Origin of the sequence: Cohnella rhizoplanae (assembly GCF_948329515.1) — a bacterium.
GTDB lineage: Bacteria > Bacillota > Bacilli > Paenibacillales > Paenibacillaceae > Cohnella > Cohnella rhizoplanae.
This window is the reverse complement of the sequence record NZ_CAOJCN010000004.1, coordinates 213,521-231,601: the sequence shown is the minus strand read 5'-3', so window position 1 is coordinate 231,601 and position 18,081 is coordinate 213,521. Positions and strand designations below refer to the sequence as shown.

Below are 18,081 nucleotides of genomic sequence, written 5' to 3'. Positions count from 1 at the left end.
AATGATGCCCATACTGGTTAATAGATAGGAGGCATCGATATGAGATTGTTTAAGAAGAAAAGCTCAGCCGAACTGCCAAAAATAATCGAACGCCGCGATGTCCGATTACCCTCCGGCGAGAAATTGAAAATAACAAAGGTATGGAACGGTACCGTAGGCAAAGCTAAAAATAAAGGTTTAAGGCGAAATGACAATCTATAAGAGATTGTCATTTTTTCTATTTAAAAGTAGAATTAATTGGTTCATAATGGATAGCCTGGGAGAGTTGAAGAGTGGGTAAAGATAGGGCAAAGCGCTTTATATGGATCCTGCCACTGGTTATATGGGTATTCACTCTAATCGAGAGCCTATTCGTGAATGCTATTAATGGAAGCGTTTATAAGCATCTGGCCTGGTTTTTTGGCGGGCCCGCGCACTATTGGGCATCTCTGCACCCTAAATCCGACAAAAGCCCTGAGGATATCCAGTATCTATTTTTCATTACGCTATCTTTATTATTGATCGGATTATGGCTTTTCGGATGTGGATTCGCCATCCAATTCATACTAGGAAAGATCGGATGGATAAGAGAAAGAGACAGGTACCCATCGTTAATCGCTAATGATGAGCTCGCCTCCGCTCTGAACCATATCCAATTCGATCGACCCCGGATTACGGGGAACGAGCTGGTTCGCGTTAAGCGTTGGATGGATGAGTACGTAAATGGAATCGCTCGCATTTTTTCATTGGAAAAGCGAACGTATCGTGCTTATTGGCTGATTGGAAGCCAGGGAATGAATAACGACGAATATATCGCGGTAAGGGATATCGATGTACCCGATCTGTCGGGGCCTGACACCCAAATCATCAGAAAAGCTTTAAATGATAACACTTTGCAGAATTATCAAGATACGATCGATCCCCATCGCTATCCGCACTACAGCGTAAAGAGTTATTTTTTTGTAAGAGACGAGAGATTTAATCTTGCGTTCATTATTTTTATCGAAAAAGAAGACGTTGTGAACAAGCGAACGTTGAGAGAATTCGAGTTTGCGACTTCTAACTTCTACATACTAGGATCGTTGGACAAATTGTTAAAAATTATGCTAGAATCTATTAAAGACCAATAAAAGGTGGCGGTAGTCATGAAAGTATTATCCGTATTAAGGAAAAGTGCTGCTAAAGACTCCCCGCGTCAAAAACGTGGTCAAACGGTTCGGTTGAACGAGAAAGTAAAGCCTGCGAAAAATAAGGGCCTGCGAAGGGTCAACTAAATACGATGTCTGAGCAGAGCCCCTCGATGATTGATCATCGAGGGGTTCTGCCTTTGGTCGCGGGTTCTCAGGCTCTTGGCAAGGCACCGCGCCTAGTATTCTTCCGCCTATCCGACCGGTTCCCCTTTGCGCCGCACGTATGCGGACGGGAGGAGCCGGTTATTTTTTTGAACACCTTGCCAGCAGCGCCAGCAGCTCCATGAGCGAAGCGTGACATCGCTCGGACTTGTAGGCGGATGGCCGCAGCTGTGCTGGATGAGCATAGCGAAGCGGCCGCGCGCATACTCGTAATTCGGCAGCCTCGCGACGCGTACCCGCTCCGACATCAGCAGGGGCCATCCTTCACCCTCTCTCTCTCTCTCCTTCTCCCATGCCATCAAAATACGCGACATACCTCTCATGAGATTCCTTGGACGAGCTTTACGCGCTGCGCTCGTGGTTCTTCGGCATAGACAGCCTAACCCCCTGGCTCAGTTTAAACCGCCCTTGCTCGGTATCGAATACGACTTGCCCCTCCATCACCACACCGCCATACGCTGCTCTTCCGCAATTTCCGACACCGCCCACCCCGGCTCCCACGCTCGATATAAACCCCGATCGGCTCGATCATCGTGATTTTCCTTCCTTTTTCCCTGCCGCCGACGCTTCCTCCCTCTCCCGAAGGCCCCTATGAGGGTAACCGTCATCGTAGTATTACTCCAAACGATTGACGACAATTACGGAGGAGGTAAAAGGATCACTTAATCATTTATGGAATTTATTAGATTACATAAATTTACATATAGTGAGACTGACTGTCGTTATTCATGCGTTATAGGGAGGAAAATAGCTGCAATGACGAGGTTAACGATATGCCAAGTCGAACCGCTCTTAAAGCCACGAATGACTGCAAGAGGTGTGGAATTTCAAGCGTCAGGCAGGGGGGTGGATAAGGTAGTTGTTCCGAAACAGAAAGGGGGAAATGAGCCTCAAATGAAGCGTGTGCGCGTTCTTGCGAAGAATAAGGTTTGGGGTAAAGCTCCAGTAGGCGATGTAGACTACAGATCGCACTTTCCTTTTTCGACGGCGTTTGTTGTCTAATTATGTCGTTGAATTATTCAAAATCAAAGTTGGGCGTTTTTGTTTATTTATGGTAATCTTTTTAGTGCCGATCTATTTGGATTTTTGCGCAATTTCCTCGGTCTGCATTCCAAGTTGATGGCGATCGCCGGAAGCGATAAAATCTGAGTCAACGAAGCAGTAGATATGGGAGGCACGAACGGGATGACATCAAACGATAACGATAAGCTGCGGAATTACGCTTTGTCCGAGATCGCGCATATGAAGGTGCACGGCCGCACGACGGGCAGACTTGATCCGCTGACCTTGTTCTGGACGGGGAGCGGCCTCGAGTGGAATGCGCAGGGCGGCGAGCTGTGGATCGAGGTCGAGGTGGACTACAATGCATATGAGACCTGGCTCAGCGTCTTGATCAACGACGCGGCGGTGAGCAGGCAGATGATCACCGCAGGACGGCACTGGGCATGCGTGTTCAGAGGCATGAATACGGACGTCGTTAAAAACGTGCGGATCGTCAAGGACACGCAGGCGATGAGCGGCGATTCGGGCTGTCGTATGCAGATTCGTGCGGTCCGGTTCGACGGGACATTCCAGCCCGTGGCGGACAAGCCTTATAAGCTCGAGTTCGTCGGCGACAGCATCACGTCGGGCGAAGGCGCGATCGGGTCGAAGATCGAGCAGGACTGGCTCCCGATGTGGTCCAGCGCGGTCGACAACTACGCCGCGATGACCGCCGAGGCGCTGGGCGCGGAGCACCGAATCTTGTCGCAGAGCGGCTGGGGCTTGCTGACGAGCTGGGACAACAATCCGCGGGCGAACCTGCCGGCGTATTACGAGCAGGTATGCGGATTGCTCAAGGGCGAGCGGAACCGGGAGCTCGGCGCATTGGAGGCGAACGACTTCGCCGCCTGGCAGCCGGACGTCGTGGTCGTCAACCTGGGGACCAACGACGGTGCAGCCTTCAACACGCCGGCTTGGCGGGACCCGGAGACGGGCGAGACGCACAAGCAGCGGTTAAATGCGGACGGCACGATGAACGCGGAGGATGTGGCGGCTTTCGAGCGGGCGGCGCGGGCGTTCCTGGCGACGATCCGGCGATGCAATCCGGAGGCGCACATCGTGTGGGCGTACGGCATGCTCGGTACGACGATGCTGCCCGCGATCGAGCGGGCGGTGGGCGAATACCGGGAGCAGGCCGGCGATCCGAAGGTGACGGTCGTGCTGCTGCCGGACAAGACGGAAGAGACCGTAGGCGCGCGGAACCATCCTGGCAAGCGGGGGCACCGGCTCGCCGCCGATGTCTTAGCCGCTGCGATTCGACCCTTGCTCGCTTGATGGAATGCATCTGCGCACTACTTTAACCATGAGAGGGGTATTTAATGATGCTGGCAGTCATCCGATCGATCGACGACGGCAGTGCCTATGAGGCGCGGTTCGAACGCGTGCTGGACCATTCGGTCGCGTCCGTCTGGGCGATGCTGACCGACAATGGAGAGCTTGCGAAATGGTTCCCCGAGCTCCGCGTAGACGACCTGCGCGTGGGCGGCGCTTTGAAGTTCGACATGGGCGGCGGCGAGGAGGAGACGATGGAGATTCTCGCGCTCGAGCCGCTCGCCGTGCTCGCGTACACATGGGCAGAGGACCGCGTCCGCTTCGAGCTCGCCGAGACGCCGGAGGGCTGCCGGCTCACGCTGATCGAGCGCATCGCGCGCGTCACGGATCACACGCCGCGCGACCTCGCCGGCTGGCATGTGTGCCTCGACGTCATCGTCGCCCTGTTGGACGGCCGGACCGTGGAATCGCGCAAGGCGGCATGGGAGAAGGAATACGAAGCTTACAAGAAGTTGATTGAACAAGTACGTGCGGGTGCGCACCAATAAGATAGAGACCGTGCATGCTTGCACCAGATCGATTCATATCTTTGCTTGAACCCATCCCGTCGTTGATTCATCCCACGTTCCTTTCGCACTCCTTAAGATGGGGGATTGTCCGATGATAATGAAGCTATTAGAGCTGGTAGTAGCCAATGCGTTAGGCTTCTTTACTGGCGTGTTACTTAGCGGAAATGGCATACATGTTCAGGAAAGTGGAATCCACATTCTGCTTGGATGTATTTTATGGAATCTAATTTTCCTCTATCTCAAGGTTCCGGGTAGAAAGAAATAGAGCGGCGAGCGGGGATCGGATCTTTTGGCTACCGTCGCGTCGGCTGGGATTAGCTAGCTAGGATAACAGAACCGCTTATATAAATAACGGCCCGCCAATAAGCGGGCCGTCTGACTTGCAGCTATTAAATGGTGTACGGGGCGGCTTCCATCGTCTCCGCTTTGGCCACCGCTTCCTCAAGCGTCATGCCGACGAATAGCTGGGCGTGCAGGAATCGGCCGCTCTTCTTCTCGCTGACGAAGGCTCCTACGGCAATGCCGGGAATCACGCTCTCTACCGGGCTCGGCGCTTGCGGCCCACCGAGATCCGTGCGGCACCAACCCGGGTCGGTCAAGCTTAGAATAACGTCCGTGCCATCCAGTCGGGACGACAGATCCTTCGTGAATTTGTCGAGCGCCGCTTTGCTGGCGGCATAGCCGGCCTGCTCTGGCTCGTTCTTGATGCCGCTCGTCGTGTTGATGACGCGACCGAAGCCGCGTTCGATCATAGGCGGTATCAGCCGGTTGCAGATCGTTGCGGCAGCGATGAAGTTAATGCGGAAGCTCATGTCAAAGTCTTCGACCGGTGTGTTCCAATAGTCGGAGCGGTAAGCGATCTGGACGGCTGCGTTGTTGAATACGATGTCGACCTGCGTGCCTCTGGCCTCGATGGCATCCAGCATAGCGATAACTTCCGCGTGATTGGCGAGCTCCGCTTGAACGCTGTACGTCTCGACCCCCAGCGCCCTCGCTTCTTCTTCCACCTTCTTCGTGTGTTCAAGGTTACGGCTGTGAAGAATCAGATTGCAGCCCTGTTGTGCCATAAAGAGCGCGGTCTGGTAACCCACGCCTCGGCTTGCTCCCGTAATCAGGGCCCATTTGCCGCGAACGTCTATCATATCTAGGTCATCCTCTCGTCTTCGGTAGTCTGGGGCGTATTCCTTCTGAAAAAGTTGTCTTGAAAGGTGCGTGAACGCGCGTTCACGAATGAATTATAGCATATGGGGAAAACGTTATCCAACGACATGGGGCGCAGCATATAGGATAGGCACCATCTGGAAAAACGGCCCGCAAAGAGCGACCAAGCGGATCTTGCTCCACCCTTTTGGCCAGCGGAAACTGTCATTGATTGCCGAGCTTCAATGATTACCGGAGCGGATTATGTGATTGATGGAAATAGGATTAAAACGATTTAACCGAAAATGGGGCGAGCGCCTACCGCAGCCAAGGGCAAGGGCGCCCGTCCCGAAGCGAATATCATGTTATGAAATATAACAAAAAAATCCGTTTTTTTAATTTAATATTGATGAAAGTTACAAATATTAAGAATCTTCATTGACTATCAAAGATTATAAGGTTATATTCCCTTACATATAAGGGAGGGGAATATTACATAATGAACAAAAAGAAACATCTGCGTAAAGGTAAAAAGCAACTTATAGCTGCTTCAATTGCGTTATCCGTTATCGCAACGGGCGTGTTTCCGTTTCAATCGGCAGATGCCTTAACGCGAGTTACCTCGGAGAGCGGCACGGTATGGGAGATTCACGATGCTTTTGCCCCTAGCTTAGACACGGGAAGTTTACGTACGGTCGGTACTACGCAGGTACAAGGCTTCGGTAATATCTTTGTTAAAGTGTCGTCGCCCTCAGCTTCGCTGATGAACGGTCAGATGATGCGCGGGTTTAACTTGTCGTATGACGGCGTCAATAAATTTGTTTCCACTCAATCTGTAAATCTGGGAAATATATTGATCACACGCGAGGTTTACGTTGATACCAAAAATAACAGAACGAGATTCTTTGATACTTTCACGAATATGAATAACGTGGCCGTAAAGGTCGATGTTTCTTTCGGTGGCTCGTTAGGCTACGGTACTACAACGAATGCCGCAGTCGTAAAGGCAACCTCTTCGCACGATCTCCAGGTCACGACGGATGATTCATGGGTTGTTGTAGACAGCAGCGCTAAAAACAATAAGCCGCTAGGTGTTGCAGTCGGATCTCCGGATCCATTCGATAATGGATTAACCGGATTAGGCGACCAGCAAAAGGATCCATTCACGACGCCGTTAGCCGAATCCGGAAACGAAGCGAATTTCTATGGATTCATTCATACCTTACATATGGAGCCGGGCGAGTCGAAGTCTCTCGTCAATTATGTACAAGTCGGAGAAGCTGGTGAAGAAGGATTAAATAATCTGGTCGCTACGCTGGATGGGCTTAACGGTCAGCTGGATGTAACCGGATTAAGCAACGCGCAAATTCGTTCCATTAGCAACTGGGATATATCCGCCATAGAGGGACTTGATACGGGGGATCAGCTAGTTATTCCAAGTGCGCCTGCAGCCAATCCATTCGTAACTTCATCCCCCTATGATGTGACCAATAAATCGATTGCGGAAATGCAGCAGGATATGATGAATGGCAGAACCACTTCCGTACAAATTACGCAAGCCTATCTGGATCGAATTAAGGCATACGATAGGGGTCAATTAGGATTTCATGCTTTCCTGCATGTATCGGAGACCGCACTTAACCAGGCACAAGCGGCTGACATTGCTCGCGCACAAGGTGCTAAAGGCGATCTGCTAGGGATTCCAATTGCGATCAAAGATATTTATGATACGAAGGATATGCCGACGACAGGCGGCAGCAAAGCGCTCGAGGGCTGGCAACCAGAATCCGATGCCTTCCAAGTCAATAAGCTGCGAGAAGCCGGAGCCGTCATTATCGGTAAGGCAAACACTTCCGAGTTTGCGAATAGCGGCAGCTTTAGCGAGAGCGGCTGGCAGCAAACATGGAACGCCCTATATCCGTCCAAAACCTCCTTCGGCTCAAGCGGCGGATCCGCAGTATCGGTTGCGGCTGATTTTGCAGCGGCGGCAATGGGATCGCAAACAGGGGTATCTCTCTACGCGCCAACAACTGGCGCTAGTCTGAAGAGCTTCCGAGGTACGGATGGAATGGCAAGCACGACGGGCGTGATTCCGCTCACATGGGGACAAGATTATGCAGGTCCGATAGCTAAAACGGTAACGGATCTGGCGATTATGTTGAATGCGACGACGGGCACGGATCCAAAGGATATTTTCACGGTGACCGCCGATGCAGACCACAAACGTCCAGCGGACTGGAAGGAATCGCTAGACGTTAATGCCTTGCAAGGAAAGAAAATCGGATACATTCCAGCATCCTTCGTATCTACCTATGCGGACGATGATACCGGGCAAGCCGTCATGGATAAGTTCTCGCAGCTTCAAGCAGCCGGCGCGACCATGGTTGAGATGTCGGCATTACCGGCAGCCCCTGCCCGTCCTTCGGGTATTAACGGATCTACGGAGGGTTGGGCACGTTATATCGAGCTTCATAAGGAGTTCCCTTACATCGATGGCGCAAGCGTATTAGCTTCGGATAAGGTGCTTATCTATAATAAAAGTGACTATAGGGCACCTACCCGTATGACGGAACAGGCTGTACAAGATTACATTAAATATCGAACGGACTATAAGGAAGTGATTAAAGGCTGGATGGACGCGAACGGCGTCGACGCCGTCGTTTACGCAGGTTTTATTAGCGACGTATATAACAATGACGCAGCCGCCTCCCAATTAAGTTCCGACCGCGGCACGGGCGTATTAACGTCTAATGTCGGTCTGCCTACGGTAGTGGTTCCCGTAGGGACGAACGATAGCGGATATTCGATCTCTATGCAGCTTGTAGGCAGAGCGTGGGATGATGCAAAGGTTCTGGGCATGGGCTATGCGCTTGAGCAACAAACGAAAGCTAGATTGCTCTCATCGTTTGTACCGGCACTTCCATACGTTTCAAGCAATCCGGGTCCAATTATCGATAATGGACCAACGCCTCCACCGGTTAAAGAAGAGCCTGTGACGCCTCCAGAAACAACGACACCTCCTGAACAGCCGGAAGTCGTCGTTCATTTCACGGATACAACGAATCATTGGGCTAGGGCCAGCATTGACGTTCTTATTGCTAAGGGATTACTAGCGGGTTATTCCGATGGAACATTCCGTCCGAACACGGGATTGACTCGTGCCGAAGCGATTAAGGTCATTGCCACTTACATGGGACTTGAAGGAAAAGAAAGCAGCTTTGCAGACGTATCTTCAACGCATTGGGCGAATAAGTTTATCGGCGCGACTGCCGAAGCGGGCTTAATGACAGGATACAGCGATGGAACATTCCATCCGGATGAGAAAATGAGTCGTAGTGAGTTAGCTGCACTCATTGCTAGAGCCTTTAAGTTAACGGGCACTGGACAAACGTCGTTCACAGATGTTAAAGAAAATGCATGGTCGTACGGATACATTGATGCACTCGCGTCCAATCAAATTATCACAGGCTACACGGACAATACGTTCAAGCCTGCGCAAGAAATTACCAGAGCGGAGTTTGCAACGATCATTGCAAGACTAATAGAAACAAAAGAATAAAGGCGGCAAAAAAGAGATTTAGAATCGTTGATTCTAAATCTCTTTTTGTCATATTTCGTCTTGCGACTCCCGGGGTGTCTCCAAGGCTTGCCTTTGACATCGGATTTGCCGCCGGATCGGAATATAAAAGGCGGCTATCCAGCTAAGGATGGCCTCCTTTTCTTTCCGGACCTGCTACTTGGCGTTCAATCCTAACCTAGCATATTGCTCCTGCGGCGCCCCGGCGCGCCGCATCGCGTCCTTCAGCAAGCCGATCATCCGAGCCTCGAGCGCCTCGTCGCGGATCGGATGATCCTGCGCTTCGTCCTGCGCCAGGTCGTACAGGCGCGTGTCCATAACGAACCGATTGCGCGCGTACGTCCCGCCTTCGGTACTCTCCGGGATCTTGAAGACAGGATACGGCGTATACGGAAGGAAACGCCCCGCTTCGATCCGCTCCGGCACCGACCCGCCCAGGTAGGATCGGAACGTCTCCATCCTATGAGCACCGAAAATCAAAATCTACCCTACTAAAGCAAATTCGGTTTGGGCTTGACAGCTAAAAAGAGCGTCCGTTGCTTATCCCGCACAACGAAGATGGCGGCCGTAAGGCCGCCATTTGTTGACCGATAGACCCGGCAAATCTCTCCGGATCACTTCGCGGCGTCGATCGACGCCTTCAGGACATCGCGCACGGAAAGCGGCGAACGGCGAAGCAGTTGGCTGAGCGTCGGATCGATGCCTGCGAATTCGCCTTCCCTGCTGGCACGGAAGATGCCGAGCAGCATATGGGCTTGCGCTCCGGGAACGCCGTGCGAAACGAGCGTGTCTCGATACGCATCGTCGGATACGACCACGCGCCGAATGGGGCGGCCGGTTAATTCTGAAGCGATCGCGGCAATACCGGCGAGGTCGATCGCTTCGGTCGCGGTAAGGCCCGGCGACAGGCCGTCGAGCCGCTGCTCGGTCAAGGCGATGGCTGCTGCCTCGGCGAGATCCGGGTGCGCGGTCCAGGAGACCGGGCCATCCTCGGGGGCAGCCAGCTCGCCGGTCGAGAGGGCGTTGCCGAGCAGCATCAGCGCCGATGCAGTGTAGAAGCCATTGCGCAGCGAGGTGTAGGCGACGCCGGATGCCTGAAGCGCCTCTTCGGTAGCGGCGTGATCGATCATCGGCGCAAAATGCGAGGACGGGGACGAGCCCATGTGGCTCGTATACAGAATTCGGCTCGCGCCGGCCTTCTTGGCCGCGTCGATCGCCGTACGGTGAAGCTGAACGCTAGCTTCGCCGAAGCGATCCGAGGAGACGATCAGCACTTGTGTCGCGCCTTCAAACGCATAGGCGAGACTGCCGGCGTCGTTAAAGTCACCCTTTCGGACGCGTACGCCCTTCGCTTGAAGATTCTGCGCCTTCTGCGGATCTCGCACGCTGACGCCGAGCTGCTCAGCCGGGATACGCGCCAGGAGTCTTTCCACCGTCATGCTTCCGAGTTGGCCGGTTGCTCCGGTTACGATAATCATGTTGAATCACCTTTCTTTATCGTTATGCTAGACTGTACAGTGTAAAGGTAAACGTAACGCGGTACCCGAACAACCAGCATTCGGCCGAGTACGTTGCGTAGCCGACATGGTGGTCGATATGTCGGTTTGGAACGCCGGAAGGGACGGAGTCGAATATGCCAGTTAACCTGGACGATCCCCGCGTGAAGCGGACGCGTCAGCTGATGCTGCAATCCTTTATGGATCTGCTGGAGCAGAAGAAAAATATTTACTCCATATCGGTACGAGACATTGCGGCCCACGCGACGGTCAATCGCGCCACTTTTTACGCCCACTTCGAAGATAAATACGCCTTTCTGGCATGCTGGATGAGCGACAAGTTCCGCAAGGTGGCGGAGATGCGCCTGCCTGCTTATGCGCTGACGGGAATGGACGACCTGCAGACGTTGATTCATGTCACGTTCGAATTCATGGCGCGGCTGCGTCAATATACATCGCCGGGCGACGTCCAGTTCGAGCCGATGTTCGAGATCGCGATTCAGAAGGAGATCGAGGATCTGCTGCTCCGATGGCTGCGCGATAGAGAGGGGCCTGTCGCGGAGGGGATGATCAAGACGACAGCGGAAGTGATCAGCTGGGGGATATTCGGATCGGCCATGCAGTGGAGCCGCCATCCCGGACAACGTACGTCCGAGGCGATGACGCGGGATGTGCTGGCCGTGGCTACGGCGGTATTGGCGCCCGTAAGCTGACGCAGTGCGTTTGTACGGCGTTCCGGCCGTTGGGACAAGCTACAGGTGACAGAACGAGGTCGGAAGGACGGTTGAATCATCATGATGCAAATTCAGATCGTATGCGTGGGCAAGCTTAAGGAGAAGTATTGGTCGGATGGCGTGGCCGAATATTCGAAAAGGCTGGGCGCCTACGCCAGGCTCGACATCCGCGAGCTGCCGGACGAGAAGACGCCGGACGCCATGAGCCCGGCCGAAGAAGAGCAGGTCCGCGTCCGCGAAGGCGAGCGCATCCTCGCTGCGCTGAAGCCCGACGCGCACGTCGTCGCGCTCGCGATCGACGGCGACGCCTGGTCCAGCGAGCAGCTCGCCGCGCACCTGGACCGCCAAGCTGTCTACGGTGGCGGCGCCGTCGCCTTCATCATCGGCGGCTCGCTTGGCCTCTCGCCCGCCGTCTTGGCTCGCGCCGACAAGAAGCTGAGCTTCGGGCGGATGACCTATCCGCACCAGCTCATGCGCGTGCTGCTGCTGGAGCAGGTGTATCGGGCGTTTAAGATTAATCGGGGGGAACCGTATCATAAGTAAGGGAATGTTATTATGTGGAGTTCCTTGCCGGGCATGATTTTGAAAATATGCGTGTAGGTATCGGTCTAATTAAAAGAGCTTAGACGGCGAAAGATACATCCTCGAATAGAACGGGGCTGAACCGCACCATAAGTGGTGGTAAAAATGATATTGTTCAAAAAGGCGACATCTGCTCCGTATTTCTGGTGGATGCCGCCTTTTTATGCCCTTTTATTTAACTGCCAGCTTTAATACTTGCCTTGTCTGAGAGATATTTTAACCGACAATGGTATCCAGGTTTTGCCGCTGCAGGTTTTACAATGCGATAACGGTAAGTTGATATTATGAAAATCGTAAATAATAAATTGCAGTCAGGAGTGGAACAATGTCTAAATTTTTATTCGCGGTTATGCCTATTCAAGGGCATATCAGTCCGGGTCTCCCGATCGCGAAGCGCTTGGTTGATGCCGGACATGAGGTGATGTGGTACAGTACTTCTAAATATAGAGTAAAAATCGAAGCGACAGGCGCGCGATTTGCGAAAGTGCGGTCGGCTAAAGATTTGGACGATAGCCGGTATGAAGATTGGTTTCCCGAAAGAAGCGGGTTTCAGGGAGTACAACAAATGAAATTCGATTTAAAGCATATTTTCTTCGGAGAAATGCCCGCCTATGCCGCGGATATCTCCAAGTTACTACAGGAGTTTCCCGCGGATGTAGTTGTCATAGATGCCGCATTTACCGGGATGCTGCCGTTGAAGCTGACGGGCAACGCTCCTAAGATAGCGGCTTATGGGGTCTTTCCTTTGACTTTAAGCAGTCGCGATACGGCTCCCTTCGGTCTGGGGATTCAGCCTAACGCAAGCGCAATCGGTCGACTTCGCAACAAATTGTTGAACGTATTGGTTGAAAAAGTCATGTTCGCGGATGTGCAAAAACATGCGAACAAATTATTGTCCGAAATAAACGTGCCGAAGCTGCCTTACTTCGCACTGTCAGCCCCCGCACTGACAACTGATCTGGTTCTGCAGGGGACGAGTCCTTCCTTCGAATATCCTCGGAGCGATATGCCGGGCATTGTTCGGTTCGTCGGTCCGTACTTGCCCGCTAAGCCAACCGAATTCGTCCCTCCCCCATGGTGGGACGAGATGAAGGGTCGTAAGGTAGTACACGTCACGCAGGGAACGATCGCGAATCAGGATTTCGGTCAGTTGCTTATTCCTACCATACAAGCCCTAGCCGGAGAAGACGTCCTGGTTGTGGCTACGACGGGGGGGAGGCCTCTATCGGACATGGATATTCCATTGCCGGATAATGTTCGATTGGAGAGCTTCGTTCCTCATCATGAATTGTTGCCGCATGTAGACACGATTGTGACGAACGGAGGTTACGGAGGCGTACAGCAGGCGATCTATTATGGCGTTCCGATCGTCACCGCCGGTAAAACCGAGGATAAGCCGGAGGTGTCCGCGCGAGTCGAATGGTCGGGCGTAGGGATCAATTTAAAGACCGACCGTCCGACGAAAGAGAAAATCTTGCATGCAATAAAGCAAGTGCTTAACGAACCCCAATACAAGAGGAACGTAACGCGCTTGTCCAAGGAGTTCCAATCGATGGACGCGATCGAAAATACGGTGAAGGAATTAGAGAAGCTTGCAGCTTCCAAGTAAGGAAGTAAGCGACAACGGCGCGCGTAGATTCGACCGGAAGGGCGACTTTGCCGGGAGATCCTTCCGACGGGCCTCCTGCCTCGATTGTCGAATCGAGATCCGAGGAATGACAACCTTCTTGATCCCCTGTGATCGGCTGCCGGCGCGTCTACAACAAATTGGCTCCGCTAAATAAAATAGTAAGGGCACTCAATCGGTGCCCTTAAATTTCGCCTCAGAGAGGATACGCCGAACCGTATCGCAAGCAAAGTCGAAAAGTCAGCCAATAAACCACATTGACACAACCTATTCCGGATGATATATTTAGTCGGCTAAATATAAGCGGTGGCTAAGGGGATTAATACTTATGGCAGATTCGGTGGATTGCGACATTCGTCAGTCGTTAGATCGGATTTCCTCCCGCATGCGCCGAGATTACAGCGAATCGCTTCGGGAGATTAATCTTTATGTCGGCCAGGATAACTTGCTTGCCCGTTTATGGTCAGGCGACGGAATCACGCAGATGCAGCTTTGCGAGCATCTAAAGTGCGAGCCGCCAACGGTTACGAACATGGTGAAATGCCTGGAGCAAAATCAATTTATTTACCGCATGCGTGACGAGCATGATGCAAGGGTTATGCGAATTTTTTTAACGGAAGAAGGCAAAGCGCTAGAGGAACCAGTCGCTGCGAAATGGAAGCAGCAACAAGAAAAGCTGCTCGAATCGGTCTTGCCGGAAGAGCGCCTGTTGTTGAGACGTCTTTTAAAGCAAATGGAGAGCAACTTATGTTGAGGGTTTTCTTCCATCACATATTTAGCTTGCTAAAGATGTAGCTGGCTGCACAAATGGTCTTGAATGAATGAATAAGGAGTATGATGATGAACAAAGTATACAATACGCGAGCGATCTTGGCATCGCTGCTCATCTGCGGTTTTGTCGGTATGTTTAGCGAGACCGCATTAAACATAGCCATGACGAATTTAATGGATGTGTTCGAAATTACGGCCGCTACCGCACAGTGGTTAACGACGGGGTTTCTGCTTACGCTAGGTATTCTAATGCCGATGAGCGGATTGCTGCTTCAGATGTTTACGACGAGGCAGATGTTCACGGCGTCGACTATCTTTCTGATCGTAGGGACATTGATTGCCGCGCTTGCGCTCAATTTTGAAATGTTGATGGTTGCTCGCGTCTTGCAGGCGGTCGGCATGGGCTTATTGCTGCCCCTTATGTTCAATACCATCCTTGTCATTTTCCCCCCTGAGAAGCGTGGTGCCGCGATGGGGTTCGTCGGACTGGTCATCATGTTCGCGCCTGCGACAGGACCCACCGTAGGCGGGTTATTAATCGAGTATTTATCCTGGCATTATATCTTCTGGTTCTCGCTCGTCTTTCTGATCGCCGGCATGTTGGTGGGTTTGAAGTATCTAGATAATGTCACCGAGGTCAAGAAGCCTCGGATCGACCTGCTGTCCGTCGTATTATCGACGATCGGCTTCGGCGGCATCGTGTTCGGCTTTAGCAAGGCAGGCGAAGGCGTCGAAGGCTGGGGAAGTCCGGTCGTGATCGCATCCATCGTCGTGGGGGTTATCGCGCTGGCGTTGTTTATCCTGCGGCAGAACTTGATGCACGATCCCATGCTGAACCTGGGTGTCTTCAAATATCCGATGTACATCGTAGGGCTGCTGCTTGTGCTGTCATGTATGTTGATCATTATGTCGAGCATGATTATCCTGCCGATGTTCTTGCAGAAGGGTGCAGGGCTCTCCGTGTTTACTGCCGGACTTATGCTCTTGCCGGGCAGCGCGCTGAACGGTATCCTGTCGCCGCGCGTCGGGCGATTATTCGATAAGCACGGACCGAAATGGATCGTTATTCCGGGCCTCGCGATCGTTGCCACGATGCTCTGGCTATTCAGCACGATAACTCCCGATTCTTCGGTTGCCTTTATCGTAGCTCTGCATATCGGGCTCATGGTCGGGATTGCCCTGATCTGGATGCCTGCCCAGACGAACGGGCTCAACCAGCTGCCGCCGGAACTGTATCCGCATGGCACAGCGGTCATGAATACCTTTCAGCAGGTCATCGGTGCCATCGGGACTGCCGTCGCCATCAGCTTCTTAACGAGCGGTACAGAAAGCTATCTGCACAGTTCCGCTGCTCCGACCAAACCAAGTGAAATCGCACTCGCCATGACGGCCGGCTCGCAGCACGTATTCTTGTTCACCATGGCCATTGCATTGGTCGGCTTGGTCGTAAGCTTCTTTATTCGTCGCGTTATCGTCAAGCGCGAAGTCGCGCATGCGATGCACTAAAAGAGAGCAAGTAAGTGAATGAAACGCACATCCCAAACAAACAAAGGCTGCCAATCGGCAGCCTTTGTTGCAGTGCGTCGAGCATGGGCGCTAAAAATTTTCGAGATTTCTACGTTGCCAGAATTCCGATCTTGTCGATTTCAGATCCCCAATTGGTATAGGAGAACTTGATCGTATTGCTGCCGGCGTTCAAGTTCATGGTTGTAACATAGCTCCGCACCACATTCCAGCTTCCTGAATCCAGCCTTATTTTAAGCAATGTATTGGGGCCGCCATTCAGACTGTAGCTGGGCCATCTCTCGTCGGCTGCCAGATAATTCAGCTTAACTTTGTAAGTACCCGCGGCCGGTACGGTCACATTGAATTGCACGGTGCCTGAATTACTGCCCAGGTTGCCGACTTTATTGCCGTTAGAGCAGTTGACGCAGCTTATGACGGAAGCGGCACCGGCAAGCGTAGCGCTTTCCGCTTCATAATAAGTATATGGATCATTGGGCATGCTGGGTACGGTAGTCTTTGAAATCAAAACCGCGGCGCCTCCGGTCTGTAAAAGAGGAATCGTCAGCGTAGAAGAGGCTGTCACCGTACTGGTTACTTTACTTATGGATTCTGCCGTAGCTCCGTCCTTATAGACATAAGCGGTGTAGTTGCCGGAACCAAGGTTCAGGCTTGAAAGGGGAATCGTGACTGTCCTCGCGCCGTCGGTCATCGCCCCGATATACCAATCCGAACCGCTTCGCCTTGCCATAACTACGTGACTCCCCGGGAACCCGTCCAGGAGCTTCGTCTCGTCCCATGAGGCCGGCACAACCCGCAGAAGCTCGGTGCCCTTCCAGTTTCCGTATATGTCTATGGAATCGGCATAGTTGGAAATTTTGGACTCGAAGACAATGGACATCGCCAACTGGTGGCCCTGCGTCGTGTTTTTGTTCGTGTTGCTAAGCGCGACGGAGGTGTAATCCATGGAGCCCAGCACGTTTCTCGTGAACGGCAGCGTCGTATTGTGAACGGCGGTTGGAGCCGGCGGCCAATACAGTTTATAGCGTTCGGAGCCCAGCACCCCTTCGGAACCTATAATATTAGGCCAAGTACGCTCTTCTCCGCCCGGTTTCGTGGAGTTGTGGAAATAGACCATAAGCTTAAGCTCGGCGCAATAGTCGGCTACCGACTCCAGAAAGTTCATCCCAACCTGCGAGTCGTTTGCCGTCATGTCCACCTTTACTCCTTTAATGCCCCAGCTCGCCCATTTACGCAAATTCATCCGGCTCGCGCCATATGGGGTATGGACATACGGACTTGCCCATATGAATATGCCCACGTTCTTGGTGGCGGCGTATTGGACGAGATCCGCGACGGTACCGTCGGTCCATTTCACCCATCCGGCGTCAACGGTGACATATTTCCACCCCATTGAAGCTGCGAAGTCCACATAATCCTTTTGGCGCGCGTAAGTATAAGGCACTTCACGATAGCCTTCAGGAACGCCCGGATCGCCGTAATAGTCCTCGGACCACCAGGACCATGCGGCGACACCCGGCTTGATCCAACTGGTGTCAGCGATTTTGGACGGCGGGTTCAGGTTCTGCACCAGGGTTGAATTAACCAAATCGTTAAGATTGTCAGTGACGATCACGGCCCGGTAAGGCGTCTGGAAAGGCAAAGCGGCTTGAATCTGCGTTCCATACTGAGCTTGGTCAGCGGCGCAGGAAAACTTCATGTTCTGTCCCGCGCTCCCGGTGAGAACCGATGGACAATAAGTCCCATCCGCGTTATATACATTCGCTTCAGAAAATAAAGCCCAATAAGCGTTGTTGTTAATCGAGGCTAAAAAAGGCATGGTAACCGTGGTGGTGTCTAATGCTGTGGAACCGTAATATTGCCAGGTTCCCTCGTAAGTGTTAACCGGCGGGTATCCCCATCCGCCCGTTCCGTTAGGGAAATTGTATTCGGTATATTCCTTTTCGATAAAGGTCTCTCCCATCCCGGGAAGATAGTATCTGAAACCGAATCCATCATTATATACCGTCATGAATATTTTAAGCTGAGCGGAGCCCTTCGACACGACATATTCCCTTTGTACCGCGTTATCTTGGTTTACGCTTTTTTTGCCGCCCGGTATAGAATAGGTATTGTTCCACGAGGTTGTGCTGGTCGATACGAATGACATTCCCGAGTAGAAATCCGTACCGGTGGTCTTCAGGCCCATCCGCGATTTCTCGACGATTGTCGCGCCGTTTTTGGTAATGGTGTAGAATAATTCGCCGCCTTCCAAGTACATAGTCGCCGTGAGCGAGCCATTAGGCGAGGATGTAGCGTACTGCGTTCCGGGATCAATCGCAAAAGCCGAAGGAACAGACGTAAGCATAATAATGAATACCATTACGAAACTTACTGCTTTCTTAAACGACATGATTTTCCCTCCTCCATTAATCGGT

General features: G+C 52.4%; 14 protein-coding genes. 10 read left to right on the top strand and 4 right to left on the bottom strand.

The window, feature by feature from the left end; translation table 11 throughout:
• Positions 1 to 39 precede the first annotated feature (39 nt).
• From PQG80_RS09805 to PQG80_RS09790, 4 genes are all read left to right on the top strand, one after another.
• Positions 40 to 201 carry a hypothetical protein gene (locus PQG80_RS09805; protein WP_271751115.1) on the top strand — a complete coding sequence of 54 codons (162 nt, stop codon included), beginning with the start codon at positions 40 to 42 and terminating at the stop codon, positions 199 to 201.
• A 71-nt stretch (positions 202 to 272) separates the two neighbouring features.
• Positions 273 to 1,109 carry a hypothetical protein gene (locus PQG80_RS09800; protein WP_271751114.1) on the top strand — a complete coding sequence of 279 codons (837 nt, stop codon included), beginning with the start codon at positions 273 to 275 and terminating at the stop codon, positions 1,107 to 1,109.
• 1,407 nt (positions 1,110 to 2,516) lie between these two features.
• Positions 2,517 to 3,647: an SGNH/GDSL hydrolase family protein gene (locus PQG80_RS09795; RefSeq protein WP_271751113.1), complete on the top strand. Its 1,131-nt coding sequence runs from the start codon at positions 2,517 to 2,519 to the stop codon at positions 3,645 to 3,647.
• Positions 3,648 to 3,691: 44 nt separating this feature from the next.
• Positions 3,692 to 4,192 carry an SRPBCC family protein gene (locus PQG80_RS09790; protein ID WP_334219815.1) on the top strand — a complete coding sequence of 167 codons (501 nt, stop codon included), beginning with the start codon at positions 3,692 to 3,694 and terminating at the stop codon, positions 4,190 to 4,192.
• A gap of 410 nt (positions 4,193 to 4,602) precedes the next feature.
• Here PQG80_RS09790 and PQG80_RS09785 read toward each other — a convergent pair whose 3' ends face one another.
• Positions 4,603 to 5,355, bottom strand: a complete 753-nt coding sequence (locus tag PQG80_RS09785) for an SDR family NAD(P)-dependent oxidoreductase (RefSeq protein ID WP_271751111.1) — start codon at positions 5,353 to 5,355, stop codon at positions 4,603 to 4,605.
• 497 nt (positions 5,356 to 5,852) lie between these two features.
• Between PQG80_RS09785 and PQG80_RS09780 the strand changes: the two genes are divergently transcribed.
• The gene (locus PQG80_RS09780; RefSeq protein ID WP_271751110.1) at positions 5,853 to 8,912 is read left to right on the top strand and encodes an amidase family protein; all 3,060 of its coding nucleotides are present in this window, start codon (positions 5,853 to 5,855) and stop codon (positions 8,910 to 8,912) included.
• Positions 8,913 to 9,086: 174 nt separating this feature from the next.
• Here the strand turns inward: PQG80_RS09780 and PQG80_RS09775 are convergent, their stop codons facing one another.
• Together PQG80_RS09775 and PQG80_RS09770 are read right to left on the bottom strand one after the other, a co-directional pair.
• Positions 9,087 to 9,389: a hypothetical protein gene (locus tag PQG80_RS09775; RefSeq protein WP_271751109.1), complete on the bottom strand. Its 303-nt coding sequence runs from the start codon at positions 9,387 to 9,389 to the stop codon at positions 9,087 to 9,089.
• 155 nt (positions 9,390 to 9,544) lie between these two features.
• Entirely contained in the window at positions 9,545 to 10,408 is an 864-nt protein-coding gene (locus PQG80_RS09770; protein ID WP_271751108.1) for an SDR family oxidoreductase, read from the bottom strand.
• 155 nt (positions 10,409 to 10,563) lie between these two features.
• On the opposite strand from PQG80_RS09770, the gene PQG80_RS09765 reads away from it, so the two are divergent.
• The 5 genes from PQG80_RS09765 to PQG80_RS09745 all read left to right on the top strand — a co-directional run bounded on the left by PQG80_RS09765 (position 10,564) and on the right by PQG80_RS09745 (position 15,646).
• Positions 10,564 to 11,139 (top strand): TetR/AcrR family transcriptional regulator, encoded by a 576-nt coding sequence (locus PQG80_RS09765; protein ID WP_271751107.1) that lies wholly within the window; start codon positions 10,564 to 10,566, stop codon positions 11,137 to 11,139.
• 84 nt (positions 11,140 to 11,223) lie between these two features.
• Positions 11,224 to 11,703 carry a 23S rRNA (pseudouridine(1915)-N(3))-methyltransferase RlmH gene (gene rlmH / locus PQG80_RS09760; protein ID WP_271751195.1) on the top strand — a complete coding sequence of 160 codons (480 nt, stop codon included), beginning with the start codon at positions 11,224 to 11,226 and terminating at the stop codon, positions 11,701 to 11,703.
• 364 nt (positions 11,704 to 12,067) lie between these two features.
• Positions 12,068 to 13,351: a nucleotide disphospho-sugar-binding domain-containing protein gene (locus PQG80_RS09755; protein WP_271751106.1), complete on the top strand. Its 1,284-nt coding sequence runs from the start codon at positions 12,068 to 12,070 to the stop codon at positions 13,349 to 13,351.
• Between the two features lie 346 nt (positions 13,352 to 13,697).
• Positions 13,698 to 14,123: a MarR family winged helix-turn-helix transcriptional regulator gene (locus PQG80_RS09750; protein WP_271751105.1), complete on the top strand. Its 426-nt coding sequence runs from the start codon at positions 13,698 to 13,700 to the stop codon at positions 14,121 to 14,123.
• Between the two features lie 80 nt (positions 14,124 to 14,203).
• A complete protein-coding gene (locus PQG80_RS09745) occupies positions 14,204 to 15,646 on the top strand; it encodes a DHA2 family efflux MFS transporter permease subunit (protein WP_432432740.1) in 1,443 nt (480 codons plus the stop codon).
• Positions 15,647 to 15,755: 109 nt separating this feature from the next.
• Here PQG80_RS09745 and PQG80_RS09740 read toward each other — a convergent pair whose 3' ends face one another.
• On the bottom strand, positions 15,756 to 18,056 hold the full coding sequence (locus PQG80_RS09740) for a glycoside hydrolase family 97 N-terminal domain-containing protein (protein WP_271751103.1): 2,301 nt from the start codon (positions 18,054 to 18,056) through the stop codon (positions 15,756 to 15,758).
• Positions 18,057 to 18,081 lie beyond the last annotated feature (25 nt).